We start from the raw sequence: 15750 nt of genomic DNA on the forward strand, positions 1-15750 counted from the left end.
CCGCGGCTCCGCCCGCCGCAGCCGCGGCCGCGCCCGCCGGATAGCCGATGGCGCTGAAGAAGGTCCTCCGCTCCGGGGTCGCCGCGGCCTGTATCGCCAGCGTCGCCGCCCCCGCGGGCATCGCGGCTCCCGCCGTCAAAGCCGCCGCCCAGCGCGGCGGCGTCGACGTGCGCGTGGCCACGACCGAGACCTTCTCGCGCATCGAAGTCGGCAAAGGGGGAACTCTACGCAGGGAAGGCTCCACCGTCGTGCTGACGGTGGAACGCGACGACGATCCGGATATCGGCCGCCTGCTGACCTCGCCGCCCCGGTGGGTGAAGAGCGCCGTGCGCCTGCCGGTCGCCGGCAAGCCGCAGATCGTGATCACCCTGGCGGAGAACGCCGACACTCTCATCGGCCAGGCCGACGGCGCCATATTCGCCAACTTCTTCGAAAAGGCCGCTCCGCCGCCTGGCATGACGACGGCCGAGCCCGCCGAGGTGGCCGTGGCCGAGCCTGAGCCGCCGCGTCCAAACCCGCTGCCGGCCGGCGGCGTGGTTCGGATGGCGTCGAAGACCGGCAACGGCCAGACCCAGCTCGCCTTCACCTGGGCCAATCCGGCCGGGGCCGCGGTGTTCCGCCGGGGCGACGCGATCTGGGTCGTGTTCGACGCGCCGGCCACGCTGGACGTCTCCAGCGCGCCAAAGGGCGTGCGGCCGCTGCGCAGCATTCAGGCCTTCAAGGGCGCCGACCACGCGGCGCTTCGGATCGAGGCCGACCCCGACGCGCCGATCTTCGTGGCGTCGCAGGGATCGACCTGGACCATCTCGCTGGGGCCCGGCCCGCAGGCCCAGCCCGCCATCGTCCGCGTGAGCCGTGACCCCGCCGGCGGTCCCGCCACGCTGAAGGCGCCCGTGGCCGGCGCGACGCGGGTCGTCAACCTGCCGGACCCCGCCGTCGGCGACACGCTGACCGTGGTGACCGCGCTCGGGCCGCCGAAGGGCGTGCCCAGTCGCCGCGACTTCGTCGACGCTGTTCTCCTGCCCTCGATCCAGGGGTTGGCCGTCCAGCCGCTGGCCGACAATGTCAGCGTCCAGCGCGACGGCGAACTGGTGCGGATCAGCCGGGCCCAGGCGGCCGGCCTGACCCTCTCGCCCGCCTGGGCCACCCGCGACCGCGAGGAGGCCCAGCTCGGCGCGCCGCAGCCCGCGATCATGCCGGCGATCATTCCGGCGGAGTGGGCCAACGTCGGGTCGGTCGGCTTCCTGCGCCGCTACGACAGCCTGCTGTCGGCCGCGACCATCGAGGGGGGCAACAAGGACCGCGAGGCGCCGGTCGCCGCGCGCATGGGCCTGGCGCGCTTCCTCGTCGCATCGGAGCTGACCTACGAGGCGATCGGCGTGCTGAACGCCCTGGCCCGCGAGCATCAGGAGATGCTGGACGACCCGGAGTTCCGGGCGCTGCGCGGCGTGGCCCGCACCCTGGCGCGCCGTTACGCCGAGGCTGACGCCGACTTCTCCTCGCCGTCCCTCGCGGACGATCCGTCCACCGCCCTGTGGCGCGCCTACGTCAACACCCAGATCGCCCAGTATCCCGAGGCCCGCGCCCAGTTCGTACGCGGCGTCGAGGCCTATGGGCTGATGCCGCCGTTGTGGAAGGCCCGCTTCGCCCGCGCCGACGCGCAGGCCGCCTTGGCGCAGGGCGATCTCGTCGCCGCCGAGGGCCGCATCAAGATGTCGCTCGAGGAAAAGGTCCCGGCTGAAGAGCAGCTGCGCAGCCGGTTGATCCAGGCGCGCATCATCGAGCTGCGGGGTTTCCAGGACCGGGCATTACGCGTCTACAAGGCCATCGCCACGGCCCCGATGGACTCTGTCGCCGCGCCGGCGGTGCTGCGCGCGACTCAGATCCGCCTGCAGCTCGGCCAGATCAACGCGGTCCAGGCGGCCAGCGTATTCGACGGCCTGCGCTATCGCTGGCGTGGGGATTCCACCGAACTCGAGACCATTCGGGCCTTGGGCCAGCTCTACCTGGGCCAGGGGCGGTATCGCGAGGCGCTGGAGGCGCTGCGCTCGGCCGGGGTGCGCCTGCCCGCCCTGCCCGAGGCCCAGCAGCTCCAGGCCGACCTGAACGCGGCGTTCCGCGGCCTCTTCCTCGACGGCCTGGCGGACGGGCTGGAGCCGTTGCAGGCGCTGGCGCTGTTCTTCGACTTCCGCGAGCTGGCTCCGATCGGCGCCGACGGCGACCTGATGGTGCGCAAGATCGTGCGGCGCCTGGTCGACGTGGACCTCTTGCCCCAGGCGGCCGAACTCCTGAAATACCAAGCCGAGAACCGCCTGGACGGCGTGCCCAAGGCCCAGGTGTCGACCGACCTCGCCGTGATCTACCTGATGGACCGCAAGCCCGAGTTGGCGCTGGAGGCGATCAACAGCTCGCGCACCACGGTGCTGCCGAGCGCGCTCAACGCCGAGCGCCGGCTGATCGAAGCCCGCGCCTGGACGGGCCTCGGCAGGTTCGACAGCGCCCTGGAGATCCTGGGGAACGACGCGTCGAAGGACGGGACCGAGCTGCGCAGCGAGATCACCTGGAAGCAGAAGAACTGGGCCGCGGCCGGCCCGCTGTTCGAGAAGTCGCTGGGCGATCGCTGGAAGAACCCCACGCAGCTCTCCAGCGACGAGGAGGGACGCCTGCTGCGGGCCGGCGTGGCCTACAGCCTGGCCGGCGACGAGGCCGCGCTCACGCGGCTGCAGCAGCGCTATGCCGGCTTCTACGACAAGGCCAACAATCCCGAGGCGCTGCGCATTGCGCTGACCGGGCTGCCGTCGGGCCGCATGAGCGTCGCGGACTTCGGCCGGGTCTCGGCCGACAACGAGGCCTTCTCGGGCTGGGTCGAGAAGATGAAGGGGCGCTTCAAGACCCGCGCCGCGCCCGCGGGCGCCGCCAAGCCGGCCGCCCCCGCCAAGCAGGCCCAGGCCGCCCCCACGACGCCCGCCGCCAAGGGCTAGACCCTTCCGGCTATTCATACTGGCCGGCCCGCCGGCTGCGCGCATGGCGAGAGTGCTATTCCCCCCTCAAGCGCGAAGGGTTGGTTACTGCGCGTTAACCTTTCAACGTTCGCGCGCGGCCGCGGGGTGTGGCCGCACAGGGACGGGAAACGAACAATGAAGACAACCTACCTCGCCGCTGCCGCGGCGCTCGCCTTCGCGTGCGTATCGGCCGCCCAAGCCGACACCGTGCTCAACACCACGCTGGGGTCCGTGGGCGCGCCGGGCGTGACGACGACCGACGCCACCGGGACGCGCTCGACGAAGGCCGGCAACGGCAACGTCAGCGAGACGCTCGTGGCCGACAAGTGGCTGCAGACCAACCTGCGTGGCGGCGCCGAGGTGGGCATCACGACGGACTTCGGCGACAACGGCGCCGGCAACGGCTCGATCTCGTTCTACGGGATCAGCGGGACCGGCCCCGGCGCCGGTTCCAAGGCCGACATGGAGTACTACTTCTCCACGCCGTTCCTGCTCTCGGATCTGGAAGGGGCGTCCTACGACTGGTACCGCGACTCCAGCTCGACCAACCCGGGCGCCCAGCATCCGTCGCTGCGGTTCCTGACGGACCAGAACACCTACCTGATCTTCGAAGGCGTCTATAACGGCGCCGCCACCGCGACCACCGACAGCTGGGTCACTTCAACGATCGGCGCGGGCACCTACCTGTGGGCCAACAACACCGGCGGCGGCATCTCGACGCCGGGCCTGCAGAGCTGCACGCCCAGCGGCCAGTGCGCCACGCTTTCGGCTTGGCAGGCGTCGAACCCGGCGGCGAAGATCGTCGGCATCTCGACCGGCATCGGGTCGGGCTGGGACGGCGTCTTCGCCGGCGCCGTGGACAACGTCAGCTTCACCGTGAACGGCCAAACCACCAGCTTCGACTTCGAAGTCGCGCAGGTTCCCGAGCCGGGCGCCTGGGCGTTGATGATCCTGGGCTTCGGCGCATCCGGAGCCATGCTGCGCCGCCGCCGGACGGCCGCCGCGGCGTGATCAAGACCGGGCCTGGGTGCAAACGAGCGCCCAGGCCTGGCCTAGCCGCGAGGAGGGCGATCGGCCATCGTGGGGCATGGTTCGACTCGCCGTCCTGGGCACGCTGATCGCGCTCGCCGCCTCGCCGGTGGCGGCCGCGGGGCGCGGCGAGGCCGAGGTGCGGACCTCGGACGTGGACCTGTTCTACCGTGTCTACGAGGCGGCGAACGGTCATCCGACGGCGACCGTCCTGCAGCGGGACTACCTGGACACCGGATCGCCGGGCGTGCGCGAGTTCATCCCGGAAAGAATCCTGTCGGCCGAGCGGCTGGCGCAGCGCATTGCGGAGAAGCCGGAAGTCTATGAGCGCGCGCGGACCTGCGCCGTGGCCCTGCCGGACGCGCGCCGGCGGCTCAAGCCGGCCTTCCGCAAGCTGGCGAAGCTCTATCCCAAGGCGCAGTTCCCGCCGGTGACGGTGCTGATCGGGCGCAACACGTCGGGCGGCACGACAGGCCCCAGCGGCGTACTGATCGGGATGGAGGTGGTCTGCGCCACGGTGCAGCCCGACGAGACGGCGGCCGACCGCTTCACGCACCTGATCGCCCACGAGTACGGGCACGTGCAGCAGCCGCTGGACGACTTCCCGAAGCCCACGGTGCTGCAGGCGTCTCTTATCGAGGGCACAGCCGAGCTGATGGCCGAACTCACCACCGGCCGGATCGCCAACCACCACCTGATCGCCTGGACGAAGGGCCGGGAAGCGGAGCTGGGCGGGGCCTTCCTGCGCGACGCCGACAGGACCGACCTGTCGGCGTGGCTCTACAACGGGATCGGGACGCCGCAGGCGCCGGGCGACCTGGGCTACTGGCAGGGCTGGCGGATCGCGCACGCCTATTACGACCGGGCGAAGGACAAGCGGCAGGCGCTGGCCGACCTGATCGCCATGAAGGACGCCAAGGCGATCCTGGCCGCGAGCGGCTGGAAGCCCTAGCCCCCGCCCGCGCCGCGCTGGAAGCTCTCGACCAGGCTGCCGCAGACCAACCGCCAGCCGTCCACGAGGACGAAGAAGATCAGCTTGAACGGCATGCTGATCACCACGGGCGGCAGCATCATCATGCCCATGCTCATCAGGACGCTGGCGACCACCAGGTCGATGACCAGGAACGGGATGAACAGCAGGAAGCCGATCTCGAAGGCGCGCTTCAGCTCCGAGATCATGAAGGCCGGCGTGACGACCCGGATCGGGGTCTCCTGCAGGCTCGCCGGGCGGGGGATTTTGGACAGGCGGATGAAGAAGGCTAGATCCTCGCGGTCCACCTGGGTGAGCATGAACTGCTTCACCGGCGCGCCCGCGGCGTCGAAGGCGGCTGGCAGCTCCATCTGCTGTTCGAGCAGCGGGCGGACGCCCTCGTTGTAGGACCGCTCGAAGGTGGGGCCCATGACGATGGCCGTGAGGAACAGGCTGAGCGAGATGATCACCGCGTTCGGCGGGCTCTGCTGAAGCCCCAGCGCCGTGCGCAGCAGCGACAGCACCACCACGATGCGCACGAACGAGGTGGTCATGATCACGATGGACGGAGCCAGGGACAGCACGGTCAGCAGGCCGACCAACTGGACCACGCGCTCGGTCAGGCCGGCGCCGGTGCCGAGGTTGACGTTCAGCGTCTGGGCGATGGCCGCGGCGGGGAAGATCATCGCCGCGCAGGTGGTGATCGCCGCGAGCAGGGCCGCGCGGCGCCAGTCCTCGGCCGGCATCTGGCGGATCGCCTTCCAGAGCTCACGCATCGCGGGCGTCCTTGGCGGCCAGGTCGGCGACGACGCTGCCCTCGCCCAGCAGCACGAGCCGCTCGCGTCCGTCGCATTCGACGATCAGCAGCCGGCGGGCCGGGTCCAGAACCAGCGTCTCGACCACCCGCAGACGGCGGTCCTTCTTCTGCGACGCCAGGCGGGCCATGGCGTCGGGCCCGTACTTGCGCAGCGCCACGGCGGCGAGGCCGATGAGGCCCAGGGTCAGCGCGAGCGCGAACACGGCTCGCAGGAAGTTGGAAATGTCCATCGGCGGCGCTTCTGCGGGTGTGGGGGCCATTCGCCGTTGAGTCTCTTAAGCGCGGATTAACCCTGTTGATTAAGGATGCGGCTCCATGGACCTGGCCCAGATTCCGCTCTTCAACATGCTCCGGGGCCGGATGGGCTACCTGAGCGAGCGGCAGAAGCTCATCGCCGAAAACGTCGCCAATACCGACACCGCCCGGTTCACTCCCAACGACCTGAAGCCCTTCAGCTTCGACGCCACCATGCAGGCGCAGAAGATGGCCCAGGCCGGCGGCGGAGCCTCGACCATGGCCGCCACCCAGGCCGGGCACATGACGCCGAAGAACGAGCGCAAGGGCCTGGGCGCGCAGTACAAGTCGGTGAAGTCGCCCGACTCCGAGACCACCATGAACGGCAATTCCGTGGTGCTCGAGGACGAGATGATCAAGATGAGCGAGGCGCGGATGAACTACGACGCCGCCATCACCTTCTATCAGAAATCGCTGGGGCTGCTGCGCCTGGCCGCGCGCAAGCCCGGCGCGTAGGGGAAGCTAGATGCCCGAGATCAAGCCCGTGTCCGGCATTGCCCAGGCGGTCGCCGCCTCGGCCCTGCGCGCCCAGCAGGCGCGGATGCGGATCATCGCCGAGAACCTGGCCAACGTGGACTCCACGTCCAAGACCGCCGGCGGCGACCCGTACCGCCGGCAGGCCCCCGTGTTCGAGCCGACCAAGGTGGCCGGCGGCGCCAAGGGCGTGCGGATGAGCAAGGTCGAGCCCGACCAGTCCGACTTCCGCCAGGAATACGACCCAGGCCATCCGTCGGCCGACGCCAGGGGCTATGTGAAGCTGCCCAATGTGAACAGCCTGGTCGAGGCGATGGACATGAAGGAGGCGCAGCGCGCCTACGAAGCCAACCTCAACGTCATCGAGACGGCGCGCGCGATGGAGATGCGCACGCTGGACCTCCTGAAGAAGTAGGGCCTGACCGATGATGACGCCGCTCGCCGCCGCCAAGGCCTACGCCACCGCCCAGAAGGGGATGGGGATCGGCGACGGCATGGGCTCGGTGGGGACCCAGGCCGCGCCCCAGGCCGGCGGGTTCGCCGATATCCTGAAGTCGGCGATGACCGACGCGGTCCACGCCTCGAAGAACGCCGAACACCAGATGGCCGCCCAGGTGGCGGGCAAGACCGAACTGGTCGACGTGGTCACCGCGATCTCGGCCGCCGAGGCCAGCCTGGAGACGGTCATGGCCGTCCGCGACCAGGTGATCTCGGCGTATCAAGAGATCATGCGGATGCCGATCTGAGGCATCTCTCCCTCCCCACGAGGGGGAGGGAAGGGGCGCTATTTGATCTCCGCGCAGGCCACTCGCGCGCCCGCGCCGCCGATGGGCTGGGTCTGATGGTCGTCGGCGCCGGCGTGGATCAACACCGCCGAGCCATCGGAATCCTTCAGCGCGGTCAGAGTGGTCAGCGACGAGAAGACCTCGGTCACGCCCGTGCCGTCGGCCGCGACGTAGAGGTTCGGCAGGTCCCCGGTCTCGTTGGCCTTGGGATTCAGCAGGCCGTGCACGCGGTCGCCGCCGCCGTGAGTGTGGCCGCCGGCCGAGGTGAAGTCGGCCTTCGAGCAATCGGCCTTCTCGTGGAAGTGCAGCCCGTGCCAACCCGGGGTCAGACCCTTGGCTTCGACCTTCAGCAGCACGCCCTTCGGGGCTTCGACCAGGGTCACCTTACCGACCACCTGGCCGGTCCCGTTCTTGAGCTCGGCCGTGGTCTGCGGGGCCTGGGCCACGGCGGGCGCGGCGATGACGGCGAGGGCGGCGGTTAGAGCGAGCAGGCGGGGGGACATGGGGACACTCCGGTTCGGTTCGGCTTGGTGAGACAACGTCTAGCCCCGCTTGGCGGCTCCCCCAAGGCCGATCGGGATGCTACGGCTGGGCGATGGCCGCACCGATCATCGACTTGGCAGGCGTTTCCAAGCGCTACGGCGCCCACGCCGCCCTCGACGCGGTCGACCTCCGGGTGGCGGAAGGCGAGTTCGTGGCCCTGGTTGGCGGCTCGGGCTCGGGCAAGACGACGCTCCTGAAGACCGTCAACGGGCTGAACCCGGCCGACGCCGGCCGCGTCATGGTGGCCGGCGAGGAGGTGGCCAGGGCCGAGCCGCACATGCTGCGCCGACGCATCGGCTACGTCTTCCAGGAGGTGGGGCTCTTCCCGCACCTGACGGTGGCCGAGAACATCGGGGTCACCCCGCGGCTGCTGGGCTGGGACAAGGCCCGGATCGCGGCGCGGGTCGCCTCGCTTCTGGAGCTCGTCGCGCTGCCGGCGGACATCGGTGGGCGTGCGCCGTCCGCGCTATCCGGCGGCCAGCGACAGCGGGTCGGCGTGGCGCGCGCCCTGGCGGCCGAGCCGCGGCTGATGCTGATGGACGAACCGTTCGGCGCGCTGGACCCCCTCACGCGCGACGCGCTGGGCGCCGACTACCGTGCGCTGCACGAACGGCTGGGCCTGACCACGGTGATGGTCACCCACGACATGGCCGAGGCCGTGCTGCTGGCTGATCGGATCGTGGTGTTGAAGGGCGGGCGGATCCTGGCCGACGGCGCGCCGGCCGACTTGCTGGCCGCGACAAGCGATCCCGACGTGCGCGCCCTGCTCGAGGCCCCGCGCCGTCAGGCCGAGCGCCTGCGCGAAAGGCTGGGCGCATGAGCCCGCGCCTTCACGCCGCCTTCGAGCTGCTGCCGGAATACCTGGGCTGGCACGTGCTGCTGAGCCTCAGCGCGCTGGTGCTGGGCCTGGCCATCAGCCTGCCGCTGGCGGTGGCGGCGAGCCGCAGCCCGCGGCTGCGCTGGCCGGTGTTGGCCCTGGCGAGCCTGATCCAGACCATTCCGAGCCTGGCGCTGCTGGCGCTGTTCTATCCGCTGCTGCTGGCCCTGTCGGCGCTCAGCGCGGGGCTGATCGGAAAGGGCTTTTCGGCGCTGGGCTTCCTGCCGTCCCTGCTGGCGCTGACGCTCTATTCGGTGCTGCCGATCCTGCGGAACGGAGTGGCCGGGATCACCGGCGTCGATCCGGCGATCTCCGAGGCGGCGGACGGCGTGGGCATGACCTCGCGCCAGAAGCTGGTCCAGGTCGAGCTGCCGCTGGCCGCGCCGGTGATCATGGCGGGCGTGCGGACGGCGGCGGTCTGGACCATCGGGGCCGCCACGCTCTCGACGCCGGTCGGCCAGACCAGCCTGGGCAACTACATCTTCGCCGGCCTGCAGACCGAGAACTGGGTGTTCGTGCTGTTCGGCTGCGCGGCGTCGGCGGTGCTGGCTCTCGCGGCGGACCAGTTGCTGGGGCTGGTGGAGACCGGCGTGCGGCTTCGCCGGCGCGGGCTGGTGGCGGCGGGGCTGGTAGGCCTCGTGGTGGGCGCTGGGGCGGCGCTGGCGCCGCTGGCGTCGTTTGGCCACCACGCGGCCTATACCGTTGGAGCCAAGAACTTCTCCGAGCAGTACATCCTGGCTGAGCTGATGGCGGCGCGACTGGAAAGGGCGGGCGCCGCCGTCTCGCGCAAGGAAGACCTGGGCTCGGCGGTGGCCTATCGGGCGCTCGCGGCCGGCGAGATCGACGTCTACGTCGACTATTCCGGCACGCTCTGGACCAATGTGCTCGGGCGCACCGACAACCCCGGCCGCAAGGCGGTGCTGGACCAGCTCACGTCCGAGCTGAAGCGCCGCGACGGCGTGGTGGTGCTGGGGTCGCTGGGGTTCGAGAACGCCTACGCCTTCGTCATGCGCCCGGACCGCGCCCAGGCGCTGGGCGTCGCCAGCCTGGCCGACCTGGCCCGGGAGGCGCCGCGGCTGAAGCTGGGGTCCGACCTGGAGTTCCTGTCGCGGCCGGAGTGGAAGGCGGTGGACACCGCCTACGGGTTCGCGTTCCGCTCCGAACGCTCCTACCAGCCCACGTTCATGTACCGGGCGCTGGCGGCGGGGGACGCGGACGTCATCAGCGCCTTCTCGTCGGATGGACGCATCGCCGCCGACCGGCTGGTGGTGCTCACCGATCCCAAGGGCGCGATCCCGCCCTACGATGCGGTGATCCTGGTCTCGCCCAAGGCGGCGGCCGACGGGCGGCTGGTCGAGGCGTTGCGGCCACTGGTGGGCGGGGTCTCGGTCGAGGCGATGCGGGCGGCGAACTACAGCGTCGATCGCGACCAGGGGAAATCCACGCCGGCGGACGCGGCGCGGGCGCTGGAGCGCGCCATCGCCGCAAATTGAGGCGCGGCCCGCGACATCCACGCCTCAGGCGCGAACCCTGTTGCCGAAGCGTCATGCGCCCGTTGTAGGGTAAACGGAGTGTTTACGCGGGCCGGGGCCCGTCGTTGGGGGATTGGTTATGAGCTTCAAGGGTTTGGTCGCCGGAGCCGCGCTCGCGGCGCTGGGAACGGTGGCCTTCGCGGGGTCTGCGGGCGCCGCGGTGATCACCAACGGCACGATCAGTGTCGGCATCAACGACTTCGGGCAGCTGTACGACGCCTCGGGCGTGGGCTTCCGCCGTGACAGTGACGGCGTCGACATGATCGCGACCGATGCGCAGCGGGACTCCTGGGGCGTGAACGGCGACTACGCCGACGACGGCTTCTACGGCCTGAGCGGCGTCACCGCCGGCGCGTTCAGCTCGACGGCCGACAGCGCGGTGGCGTCGGTCACCACGGACAGCGGCTTCTCGGTCACCCAGACTTTCAGCTTCGTCGCCCCGAACATCCTGGCGATCGAGACCGACCTGACGAACATCACGGGCGGCGACCTGCTGGCGGTGTTCCAGCGCCTGGCCGAGTTCCACATCGACCGGCCCGGCGAGGAGTACGAGACCAATCCCTACAGCACCGGCATCCAGACGACGATCGTCGGCTTCGACGATGCCTCGACCTCGGGCGACTGGTTCTTTCCGTGCTGCCAGGCCGATCCCTACGACGGCGGCGCGGGCTTCCGCCTGAACCTCGGCACGTTGGCCGCCGGCGCGACGAAGAGCTTCACCTTCTACTATGGACTGGGCGACGCCAGCGTCGCGGACCAGCTGCAGGCGGCGGGCGCGAGCGACGTGATGATGGTCTCGAACCAGAGCGGCTCCTTGGCGGGCGGCCTGGGCGTGGCGGTCGCCGTGCCCGAGCCCTCCACCTGGGCGATGATGATCCTGGGCGTCTTCGGCCTGGGTTCGGTGATCCGCCGCCGCAAGGCCGCGCTGGCCTGATCCAGCCGCTGCAAGGCTGCGACGAAAAGGACCCCCGGCGGCGACGCCGGGGGTTCGTTCGTTAATGGCCTCTAGCCTTTCGTTAACCATGCCAGGGCAGATTGGGGCGTCGGCGGAGTGCGCCGCCCAATCCGTTTCTCACGAGGTCTTCCATGAGCGGCGCCGAGGTTCTGGACGTCGGGCGCGACGCGATCTGGCTCACGATCCAGATGTGCGCTCCGGTGCTGCTGGTCGGCCTGGTTGTGGGCGTGGGGATCGGCCTGCTGCAGGCGCTGACCCAGATCCAGGAACAGACCCTGGTCTTCGCGCCGAAGATCGTCGCCATCTTCGTCTCGCTGCTGGTCTTCCTGCCGATGATGGGCGCGCTGATGAGTGGCTTCATGCGCCAGATCGCGGCCCGCATCGCGGGCATGTAGGCGGGGAGGGACCGTCCCCGTGGAGTCCTACGCCACCGCCCAGCAGGTGTTTGCCGCCGGACTGGTATTCGCGCGCATCGGCGCCGTGATCATGGTGATCCCCGGCTTCGGCGAGACGTTCGTCCCGCCGCGGATCCGCCTGTCCTTCGCCCTGGCCTTCACGCTGATGATGTTCCCGCTGATCAGCCGCAGCGTGCCGCCCATCCCGGCGGGCGCGGCCGACCTGGGCGGGGCGGTGATCAAGGAGGTGCTGATCGGCCTGCTGATCGGCTCGATCCTGCGCCTGTTCATGACCTCTCTGGCGACCGCGGGCGAGGTCGTTTCGATGGCCACGACCCTGTCGTTCTCCCAGACCACCAACCCGATGCAGGCCCAGCCGTCGACGTCGCTGAGCACCCTGCTGGGGACCATGGGCCTGGTGCTGATCTTCGCCACGAATCTCGACCACCTGTTCCTGGCCGCGGTGGTCAATTCCTTCGACCTGTTCCCCTTCACGCGCGACGTGCCGGTGGCCGACGCCGGGCAGCTGGCCGTGCAGACCATGAGCAAGTCGTTCGCCCTGGGCTTCCAGCTCGCCGCGCCCGTGGTGGTCTTCTCGCTGATCTTCAACGTCGCCATCGGCCTGGTGGCGCGGGTGATGCCGCAGTTCCAGGTGTTCTTCGTGGCCACGCCGCTCATCGTGGTGCTGGGCCTGTCGATCTTCGCCCTCAGCATGGGCGTCATCGGCATCGTCTGGCTGGACCGCTTCCGTGAACTGGTCGGGACGTTCACCGGCACATGAGCGAAGCGCCCGAAAAAGACTCCAAGACAGAAGAAGCCACACCCCAGAAGCTTGAGAAGGCGAGGGAAAAGGGCGACGGCGTCAAGACGATGGACCTCGGACCCGCCATGGTCCTCGCGTCGGTATCGGGTGTCCTGATCCTGGCCGGCGGCTGGCTCGCGCGGAACCTGGCCGTCAAGCTCACGCCCTTCCTGGCGCATCCCGATTCCATGGCGCTCGAGGGCCACGGCGGCATGGAGATCATGCGCTACGTCGTGCTGGCCGCGGCCCCCGCCACGGTGATGGTCGCTCTGACCGCGGCGTTCGCGGGAACGAGCGCCAGCCTGATGCAGAGCGGCCTGCGCATGAGCGCGGAGAAGCTGAAGCCAGACTTCTCCAAGCTGTCGATCAAGAAGGGCCTGGAGCGGCTGTTCGGGGTCGATGGCCTCATGCAGTTCTTCAAGTCGGTGGCCAAGGTGGCGGTGATCTCGCTGCTGGTCTGGTGGGTCCTCAAGCCCGTCGTTCCGAAGTTCTCGTCGTTGTCCGCCCTCGACGTCGGCGCGCTGCTGCCATTCTGCATCGACGTCCTGAAACGCCTGGTGTTCTCGGTGGTCGGCGTCAGCCTGGCGGTGGCCGGGGCGGACTGGATGTGGCAGCGCCGCCGCTTCCTGATCCGCATGCGGATGACCAAGGAAGAGGTGAAGGAAGACTACAAGAACTCGGAAGGCGATCCGCATGTGAAGGCGCGCCAGAAGCAGATCCGCATGGAGCGCGCGCGCCGGCGGATGATGCAGGCGGTGCCGGACGCCACCGTGGTGGTGATGAACCCGACCCACTACGCCGTGGCGCTGAAGTACGAGCAGGGGCAGTCGGCCGCGCCGACCTGCGTCGCCAAGGGGCTGGACAGCCTGGCGCTCAAGATCCGCGCGATCGCGGAGGAAGCTGGCGTTCCGGTGATCGAGGACCCGCCTCTGGCCCGCGCCCTCTACGCCGCCGTCGACATCGACGAGATGATCCCGCCCGCCCATTTCGAAGCCGTCGCCAAGATCATCGGCTTCATCCTGGGGGCCGGCAAACGCCGGGCCTCGCACCGCTAGGTTCGCTCGCCGACTTTGGCCCTCTGTCGCTCTAAACCGTTGTGACACAATGCAGACCAACGATTCGCCGGAGGCGCTGACGCTCGCTATGGCCGAGCCGCCGTCCAAGACCCGCCACGTGGACCCGTTCACCGCGCTCGCGGTGTTCTTCTTCCTGCTCGCCACGGCGTTCGCCGTCGCGCCGGCGCTAAACGCGGGGCTCGAGACCCTGGCCGGCACGATGCTGCTGGTGGGGCTGGCGGGCGTGTGCTGCCTGGGCCTGTTCGTGCTGCGGGGCCCTGCCGAGGCGCCGGCCGAGACGGAGGCGGGCGGGGAGGCCTTCCTCGCGGCGTTGGACGAACCGGCCGCGGTGGTCGCGCCGGACGGGCGGCTGCTGATCACCAATCCCGCGTGGCGCGAAGCCATGGGCACGGCGCCGCGCCTGCCCAAGAGCGGCGCCGCGGCGTCCAGCCTGTTCGCCGCCCTGGCGACGGCGCGCCGGGGCGACCTGGGCCGGGCGATGGTCAAGACGGGCGGCCAGGAACGCGAGGCCCTGGTCTCGCCCTTGGGGCCGCGCCGCTTCCTGGTGCGGCTCACCGGTCGCGGGAACGGGCCCCTGGCCCTGCCGTCGTCGGCGCTGGACGTGCTGAACGCGGTGGCAGGCGCCAAGGCGCCGCCGCCCAAGGTGCTCGACGCCTTCGCCGCCGCCTCGCCGTTCGGCGCCGCCCTGCTGGACGGGGAAGACCCCTTCGAGGCCAAGATCGTCGAGGCGAACCCCGCGCTGGCGGCCGTGGCCCACGGGGGCCAGCCGGGCCAGACCTTCGGCGACCTGATCGAACCCGCCAGCCGGTTGGACGCGGCGATGCGCCTGAGCGAGGCGCGCGACGGCCATGCGCCGCTCGAGGTTCGCCTGGCCCACGACCCCACGCGGATCGCGCACCTCTACCTGTCGCAGAGCTCGGGCCGGTGGGTGGCCTATCTGGTGGACGTCTCCGAGCAGAAGCAGGTCGAGCTGCAGCTCTCGCAGAGCCAGAAGATGCAGGCTATCGGCCAGCTGGCCGGCGGCGTGGCGCACGACTTCAACAACCTGCTGACCGCGATCCTGATGCAGCTCGACGTGCTGTCGACGCGCCACCCGGTGGGGGACCCGTCGTACGAAGGCCTGAACGAGATCAAGCAGACCTCGATGCGCGCCGCGGACCTGGTCCGCAAGTTGCTCGCCTTCTCGCGCAAGCAGACCGTCCAGCGCGAGATCCTGGACGTGGGCGAGATGGTCTCGGAGTCCGAGGTGCTGCTGCGCCGCCTGCTCTACGAGGACGTGAAGCTGGTCACCGACTATGGCCGCAACCTGCCGCATGTGCGCGCCGACCGCGGCCAGCTGGACACGGCGGTGATGAACCTGGTGGTCAACGCCCGGGACGCGATCCGCAGCCATGGCGGCGGCGTCATCCGCATCCGCACCGCGCGCGTCACCCAGGAGGAGGCTCGCGGCCTGGGCTATCCGACCGCCCAGGGCGACCAGGCGATGATCGAGGTGTCCGACGACGGCCCGGGGATTCCTCCGGCGGTCAAGGAGAAGATCTTCGAGCCGTTCTTCACCACCAAGGCGGTGGGCGAGGGCACTGGGCTCGGCCTGGCCACGGTCTATGGCATCGTGAAGCAGTCCGACGGATGGATCGCGGTGGACTCCAAGCCCGGCGAGGGCGCGGCGTTCCGCATCTTCCTGCCTGTGCATGTGCCCAGCGCCGCGGAGGCCGCCGCGCCGCCGCCCGCGGAGCCGGCCGCGCCGAAGCGCCCGGCCGCGCGAGACCTGTCGGGCGCCGGCCGCATCCTGTTCGTCGAGGACGAGGACGCCGTCCGCGGCGTCGCGGCCAAGCTGCTGCGGGCGCGGGGCTACGAGGTCATCGAGGCGGCCAGCGGCGAGGAGGCCCTCGAGATCGCCGAGGAGAACGCCGGGCAGATCGACCTGATGATCTCGGACGTGGTGATGCCGGGCATGCAGGGGCCGGACCTCCTGAAACAGGCCCGCCAGTACCTGGGCGCCGCGCCAGTGATGTTCATCTCGGGCTATGCCGAGAGCGAGTTCTCGGACCTGCTGGAGGGCGAGCGCAACGTGTCGTTCCTGCCCAAGCCGATCGACATCAAGACCCTCGCCGAACGCGTGAAACAGGAACTGCAGAAGGCGGCTTAGGATATTTTAGATTCGACTTATATAAGTCGGTCTTGATATAGAACCTCCCG

16 protein-coding genes are annotated in these 15750 nt (G+C 70.0%); 13 read left to right on the plus strand and 3 right to left on the minus strand.

The features are described from left to right. Positions 1 to 47: 47 nt before the first annotated feature. The 3 genes from ACODSY_RS25030 (at position 48) to ACODSY_RS25040 (ending at position 4983) form a co-directional block, all read left to right on the plus strand. Positions 48 to 2981 (plus strand): tetratricopeptide repeat protein, encoded by a 2934-nt coding sequence (locus tag ACODSY_RS25030; protein ID WP_488954625.1) that lies wholly within the window; start codon positions 48 to 50, stop codon positions 2979 to 2981. Positions 2982 to 3137: 156 nt separating this feature from the next. After that, positions 3138 to 4013, plus strand: coding sequence for a PEPxxWA-CTERM sorting domain-containing protein (locus ACODSY_RS25035; protein ID WP_488954626.1), 876 nt, complete (start codon positions 3138 to 3140; stop codon positions 4011 to 4013). A gap of 76 nt (positions 4014 to 4089) precedes the next feature. After that, positions 4090 to 4983, plus strand: coding sequence for a gliding motility protein GldB-related protein (locus tag ACODSY_RS25040; RefSeq protein ID WP_488954628.1), 894 nt, complete (start codon positions 4090 to 4092; stop codon positions 4981 to 4983). Here ACODSY_RS25040 and fliP read toward each other — a convergent pair. Further along, positions 4980 to 5777, minus strand: coding sequence for a flagellar type III secretion system pore protein FliP (fliP, locus tag ACODSY_RS25045; RefSeq protein ID WP_488954629.1), 798 nt, complete (start codon positions 5775 to 5777; stop codon positions 4980 to 4982). The genes ACODSY_RS25040 and fliP overlap by 4 nt on opposite strands. After that, a complete protein-coding gene (locus ACODSY_RS25050; protein WP_488954630.1) occupies positions 5770 to 6048 on the minus strand; it encodes a flagellar biosynthetic protein FliO in 279 nt (92 codons plus the stop codon). The genes fliP and ACODSY_RS25050 overlap by 8 nt, the downstream gene beginning before the upstream one ends. Positions 6049 to 6133: 85 nt before the next feature. Between ACODSY_RS25050 and flgB the strand changes: the two genes are divergently transcribed. From flgB to fliE, 3 genes are all read left to right on the plus strand, one after another. Then, on the plus strand, positions 6134 to 6568 hold the full coding sequence (gene flgB, locus ACODSY_RS25055; RefSeq protein ID WP_488954631.1) for a flagellar basal body rod protein FlgB: 435 nt from the start codon (positions 6134 to 6136) through the stop codon (positions 6566 to 6568). A 10-nt stretch (positions 6569 to 6578) separates the two neighbouring features. Beyond that, on the plus strand, positions 6579 to 7001 hold the full coding sequence (gene flgC, locus ACODSY_RS25060; RefSeq protein WP_488954632.1) for a flagellar basal body rod protein FlgC: 423 nt from the start codon (positions 6579 to 6581) through the stop codon (positions 6999 to 7001). Positions 7002 to 7062: 61 nt separating this feature from the next. Next, positions 7063 to 7332, plus strand: a complete 270-nt coding sequence (gene fliE / locus ACODSY_RS25065) for a flagellar hook-basal body complex protein FliE (RefSeq protein ID WP_488954669.1) — start codon at positions 7063 to 7065, stop codon at positions 7330 to 7332. 38 nt (positions 7333 to 7370) lie between these two features. On the opposite strand, the gene ACODSY_RS25070 is transcribed toward fliE, so the two are convergent. Continuing rightward, entirely contained in the window at positions 7371 to 7874 is a 504-nt protein-coding gene (locus tag ACODSY_RS25070) for a superoxide dismutase family protein (RefSeq protein WP_488954633.1), read from the minus strand. A 92-nt stretch (positions 7875 to 7966) separates the two neighbouring features. Here ACODSY_RS25070 and ACODSY_RS25075 point away from each other — a divergent pair, with 92 nt between their 5' ends. From ACODSY_RS25075 to cckA, 7 genes are all read left to right on the plus strand, one after another. Beyond that, on the plus strand, positions 7967 to 8734 hold the full coding sequence (locus tag ACODSY_RS25075; protein WP_488954634.1) for an ATP-binding cassette domain-containing protein: 768 nt from the start codon (positions 7967 to 7969) through the stop codon (positions 8732 to 8734). Further along, the gene (locus ACODSY_RS25080; protein ID WP_488954635.1) at positions 8731 to 10284 is read left to right on the plus strand and encodes an ABC transporter permease/substrate-binding protein; all 1554 of its coding nucleotides are present in this window, start codon (positions 8731 to 8733) and stop codon (positions 10282 to 10284) included. Before ACODSY_RS25075 ends, ACODSY_RS25080 begins: the two co-directional genes overlap by 4 nt. 118 nt (positions 10285 to 10402) lie before the next feature. Continuing rightward, a complete protein-coding gene (locus ACODSY_RS25085) occupies positions 10403 to 11257 on the plus strand; it encodes a PEPxxWA-CTERM sorting domain-containing protein (RefSeq protein WP_488954636.1) in 855 nt (284 codons plus the stop codon). 152 nt (positions 11258 to 11409) lie between these two features. Then, positions 11410 to 11673 (plus strand): flagellar biosynthesis protein FliQ, encoded by a 264-nt coding sequence (fliQ, locus tag ACODSY_RS25090; protein ID WP_488954637.1) that lies wholly within the window; start codon positions 11410 to 11412, stop codon positions 11671 to 11673. A gap of 19 nt (positions 11674 to 11692) precedes the next feature. Beyond that, positions 11693 to 12454 carry a flagellar biosynthetic protein FliR gene (gene fliR, locus ACODSY_RS25095; protein WP_488954638.1) on the plus strand — a complete coding sequence of 254 codons (762 nt, stop codon included), beginning with the start codon at positions 11693 to 11695 and terminating at the stop codon, positions 12452 to 12454. After that, a complete protein-coding gene (flhB, locus tag ACODSY_RS25100; protein WP_488954639.1) occupies positions 12451 to 13530 on the plus strand; it encodes a flagellar biosynthesis protein FlhB in 1080 nt (359 codons plus the stop codon). Before fliR ends, flhB begins: the two co-directional genes overlap by 4 nt. A gap of 49 nt (positions 13531 to 13579) precedes the next feature. Next, entirely contained in the window at positions 13580 to 15700 is a 2121-nt protein-coding gene (cckA, locus tag ACODSY_RS25105) for a cell cycle histidine kinase CckA (RefSeq protein WP_488954640.1), read from the plus strand. The last annotated feature ends 50 nt before the right edge of the window (positions 15701 to 15750 follow it).

The sequence above is a fragment of the Phenylobacterium sp. FG114 genome, from assembly GCF_057809855.1.

Coding starts and splice junctions, on each gene's coding strand:
- ACODSY_RS25030 (WP_488954625.1), top strand. CDS start 48: ATGGCGCTGAAGAAGGTCCTCCGCTCCGGGGTCGCCGCGGCCTGTATC.
- ACODSY_RS25035 (WP_488954626.1), top strand. CDS start 3,138: ATGAAGACAACCTACCTCGCCGCTGCCGCGGCGCTCGCCTTCGCGTGC.
- ACODSY_RS25040 (WP_488954628.1), top strand. CDS start 4,090: ATGGTTCGACTCGCCGTCCTGGGCACGCTGATCGCGCTCGCCGCCTCG.
- fliP (WP_488954629.1), bottom strand. CDS start 5,777: ATGCGTGAGCTCTGGAAGGCGATCCGCCAGATGCCGGCCGAGGACTGG.
- ACODSY_RS25050 (WP_488954630.1), bottom strand. CDS start 6,048: ATGGACATTTCCAACTTCCTGCGAGCCGTGTTCGCGCTCGCGCTGACC.
- flgB (WP_488954631.1), top strand. CDS start 6,134: ATGGACCTGGCCCAGATTCCGCTCTTCAACATGCTCCGGGGCCGGATG.
- flgC (WP_488954632.1), top strand. CDS start 6,579: ATGCCCGAGATCAAGCCCGTGTCCGGCATTGCCCAGGCGGTCGCCGCC.
- fliE (WP_488954669.1), top strand. CDS start 7,063: ATGGGGATCGGCGACGGCATGGGCTCGGTGGGGACCCAGGCCGCGCCC.
- ACODSY_RS25070 (WP_488954633.1), bottom strand. CDS start 7,874: ATGTCCCCCCGCCTGCTCGCTCTAACCGCCGCCCTCGCCGTCATCGCC.
- ACODSY_RS25075 (WP_488954634.1), top strand. CDS start 7,967: ATGGCCGCACCGATCATCGACTTGGCAGGCGTTTCCAAGCGCTACGGC.
- ACODSY_RS25080 (WP_488954635.1), top strand. CDS start 8,731: ATGAGCCCGCGCCTTCACGCCGCCTTCGAGCTGCTGCCGGAATACCTG.
- ACODSY_RS25085 (WP_488954636.1), top strand. CDS start 10,403: ATGAGCTTCAAGGGTTTGGTCGCCGGAGCCGCGCTCGCGGCGCTGGGA.
- fliQ (WP_488954637.1), top strand. CDS start 11,410: ATGAGCGGCGCCGAGGTTCTGGACGTCGGGCGCGACGCGATCTGGCTC.
- flhB (WP_488954639.1), top strand. CDS start 12,451: ATGAGCGAAGCGCCCGAAAAAGACTCCAAGACAGAAGAAGCCACACCC.
- cckA (WP_488954640.1), top strand. CDS start 13,580: ATGCAGACCAACGATTCGCCGGAGGCGCTGACGCTCGCTATGGCCGAG.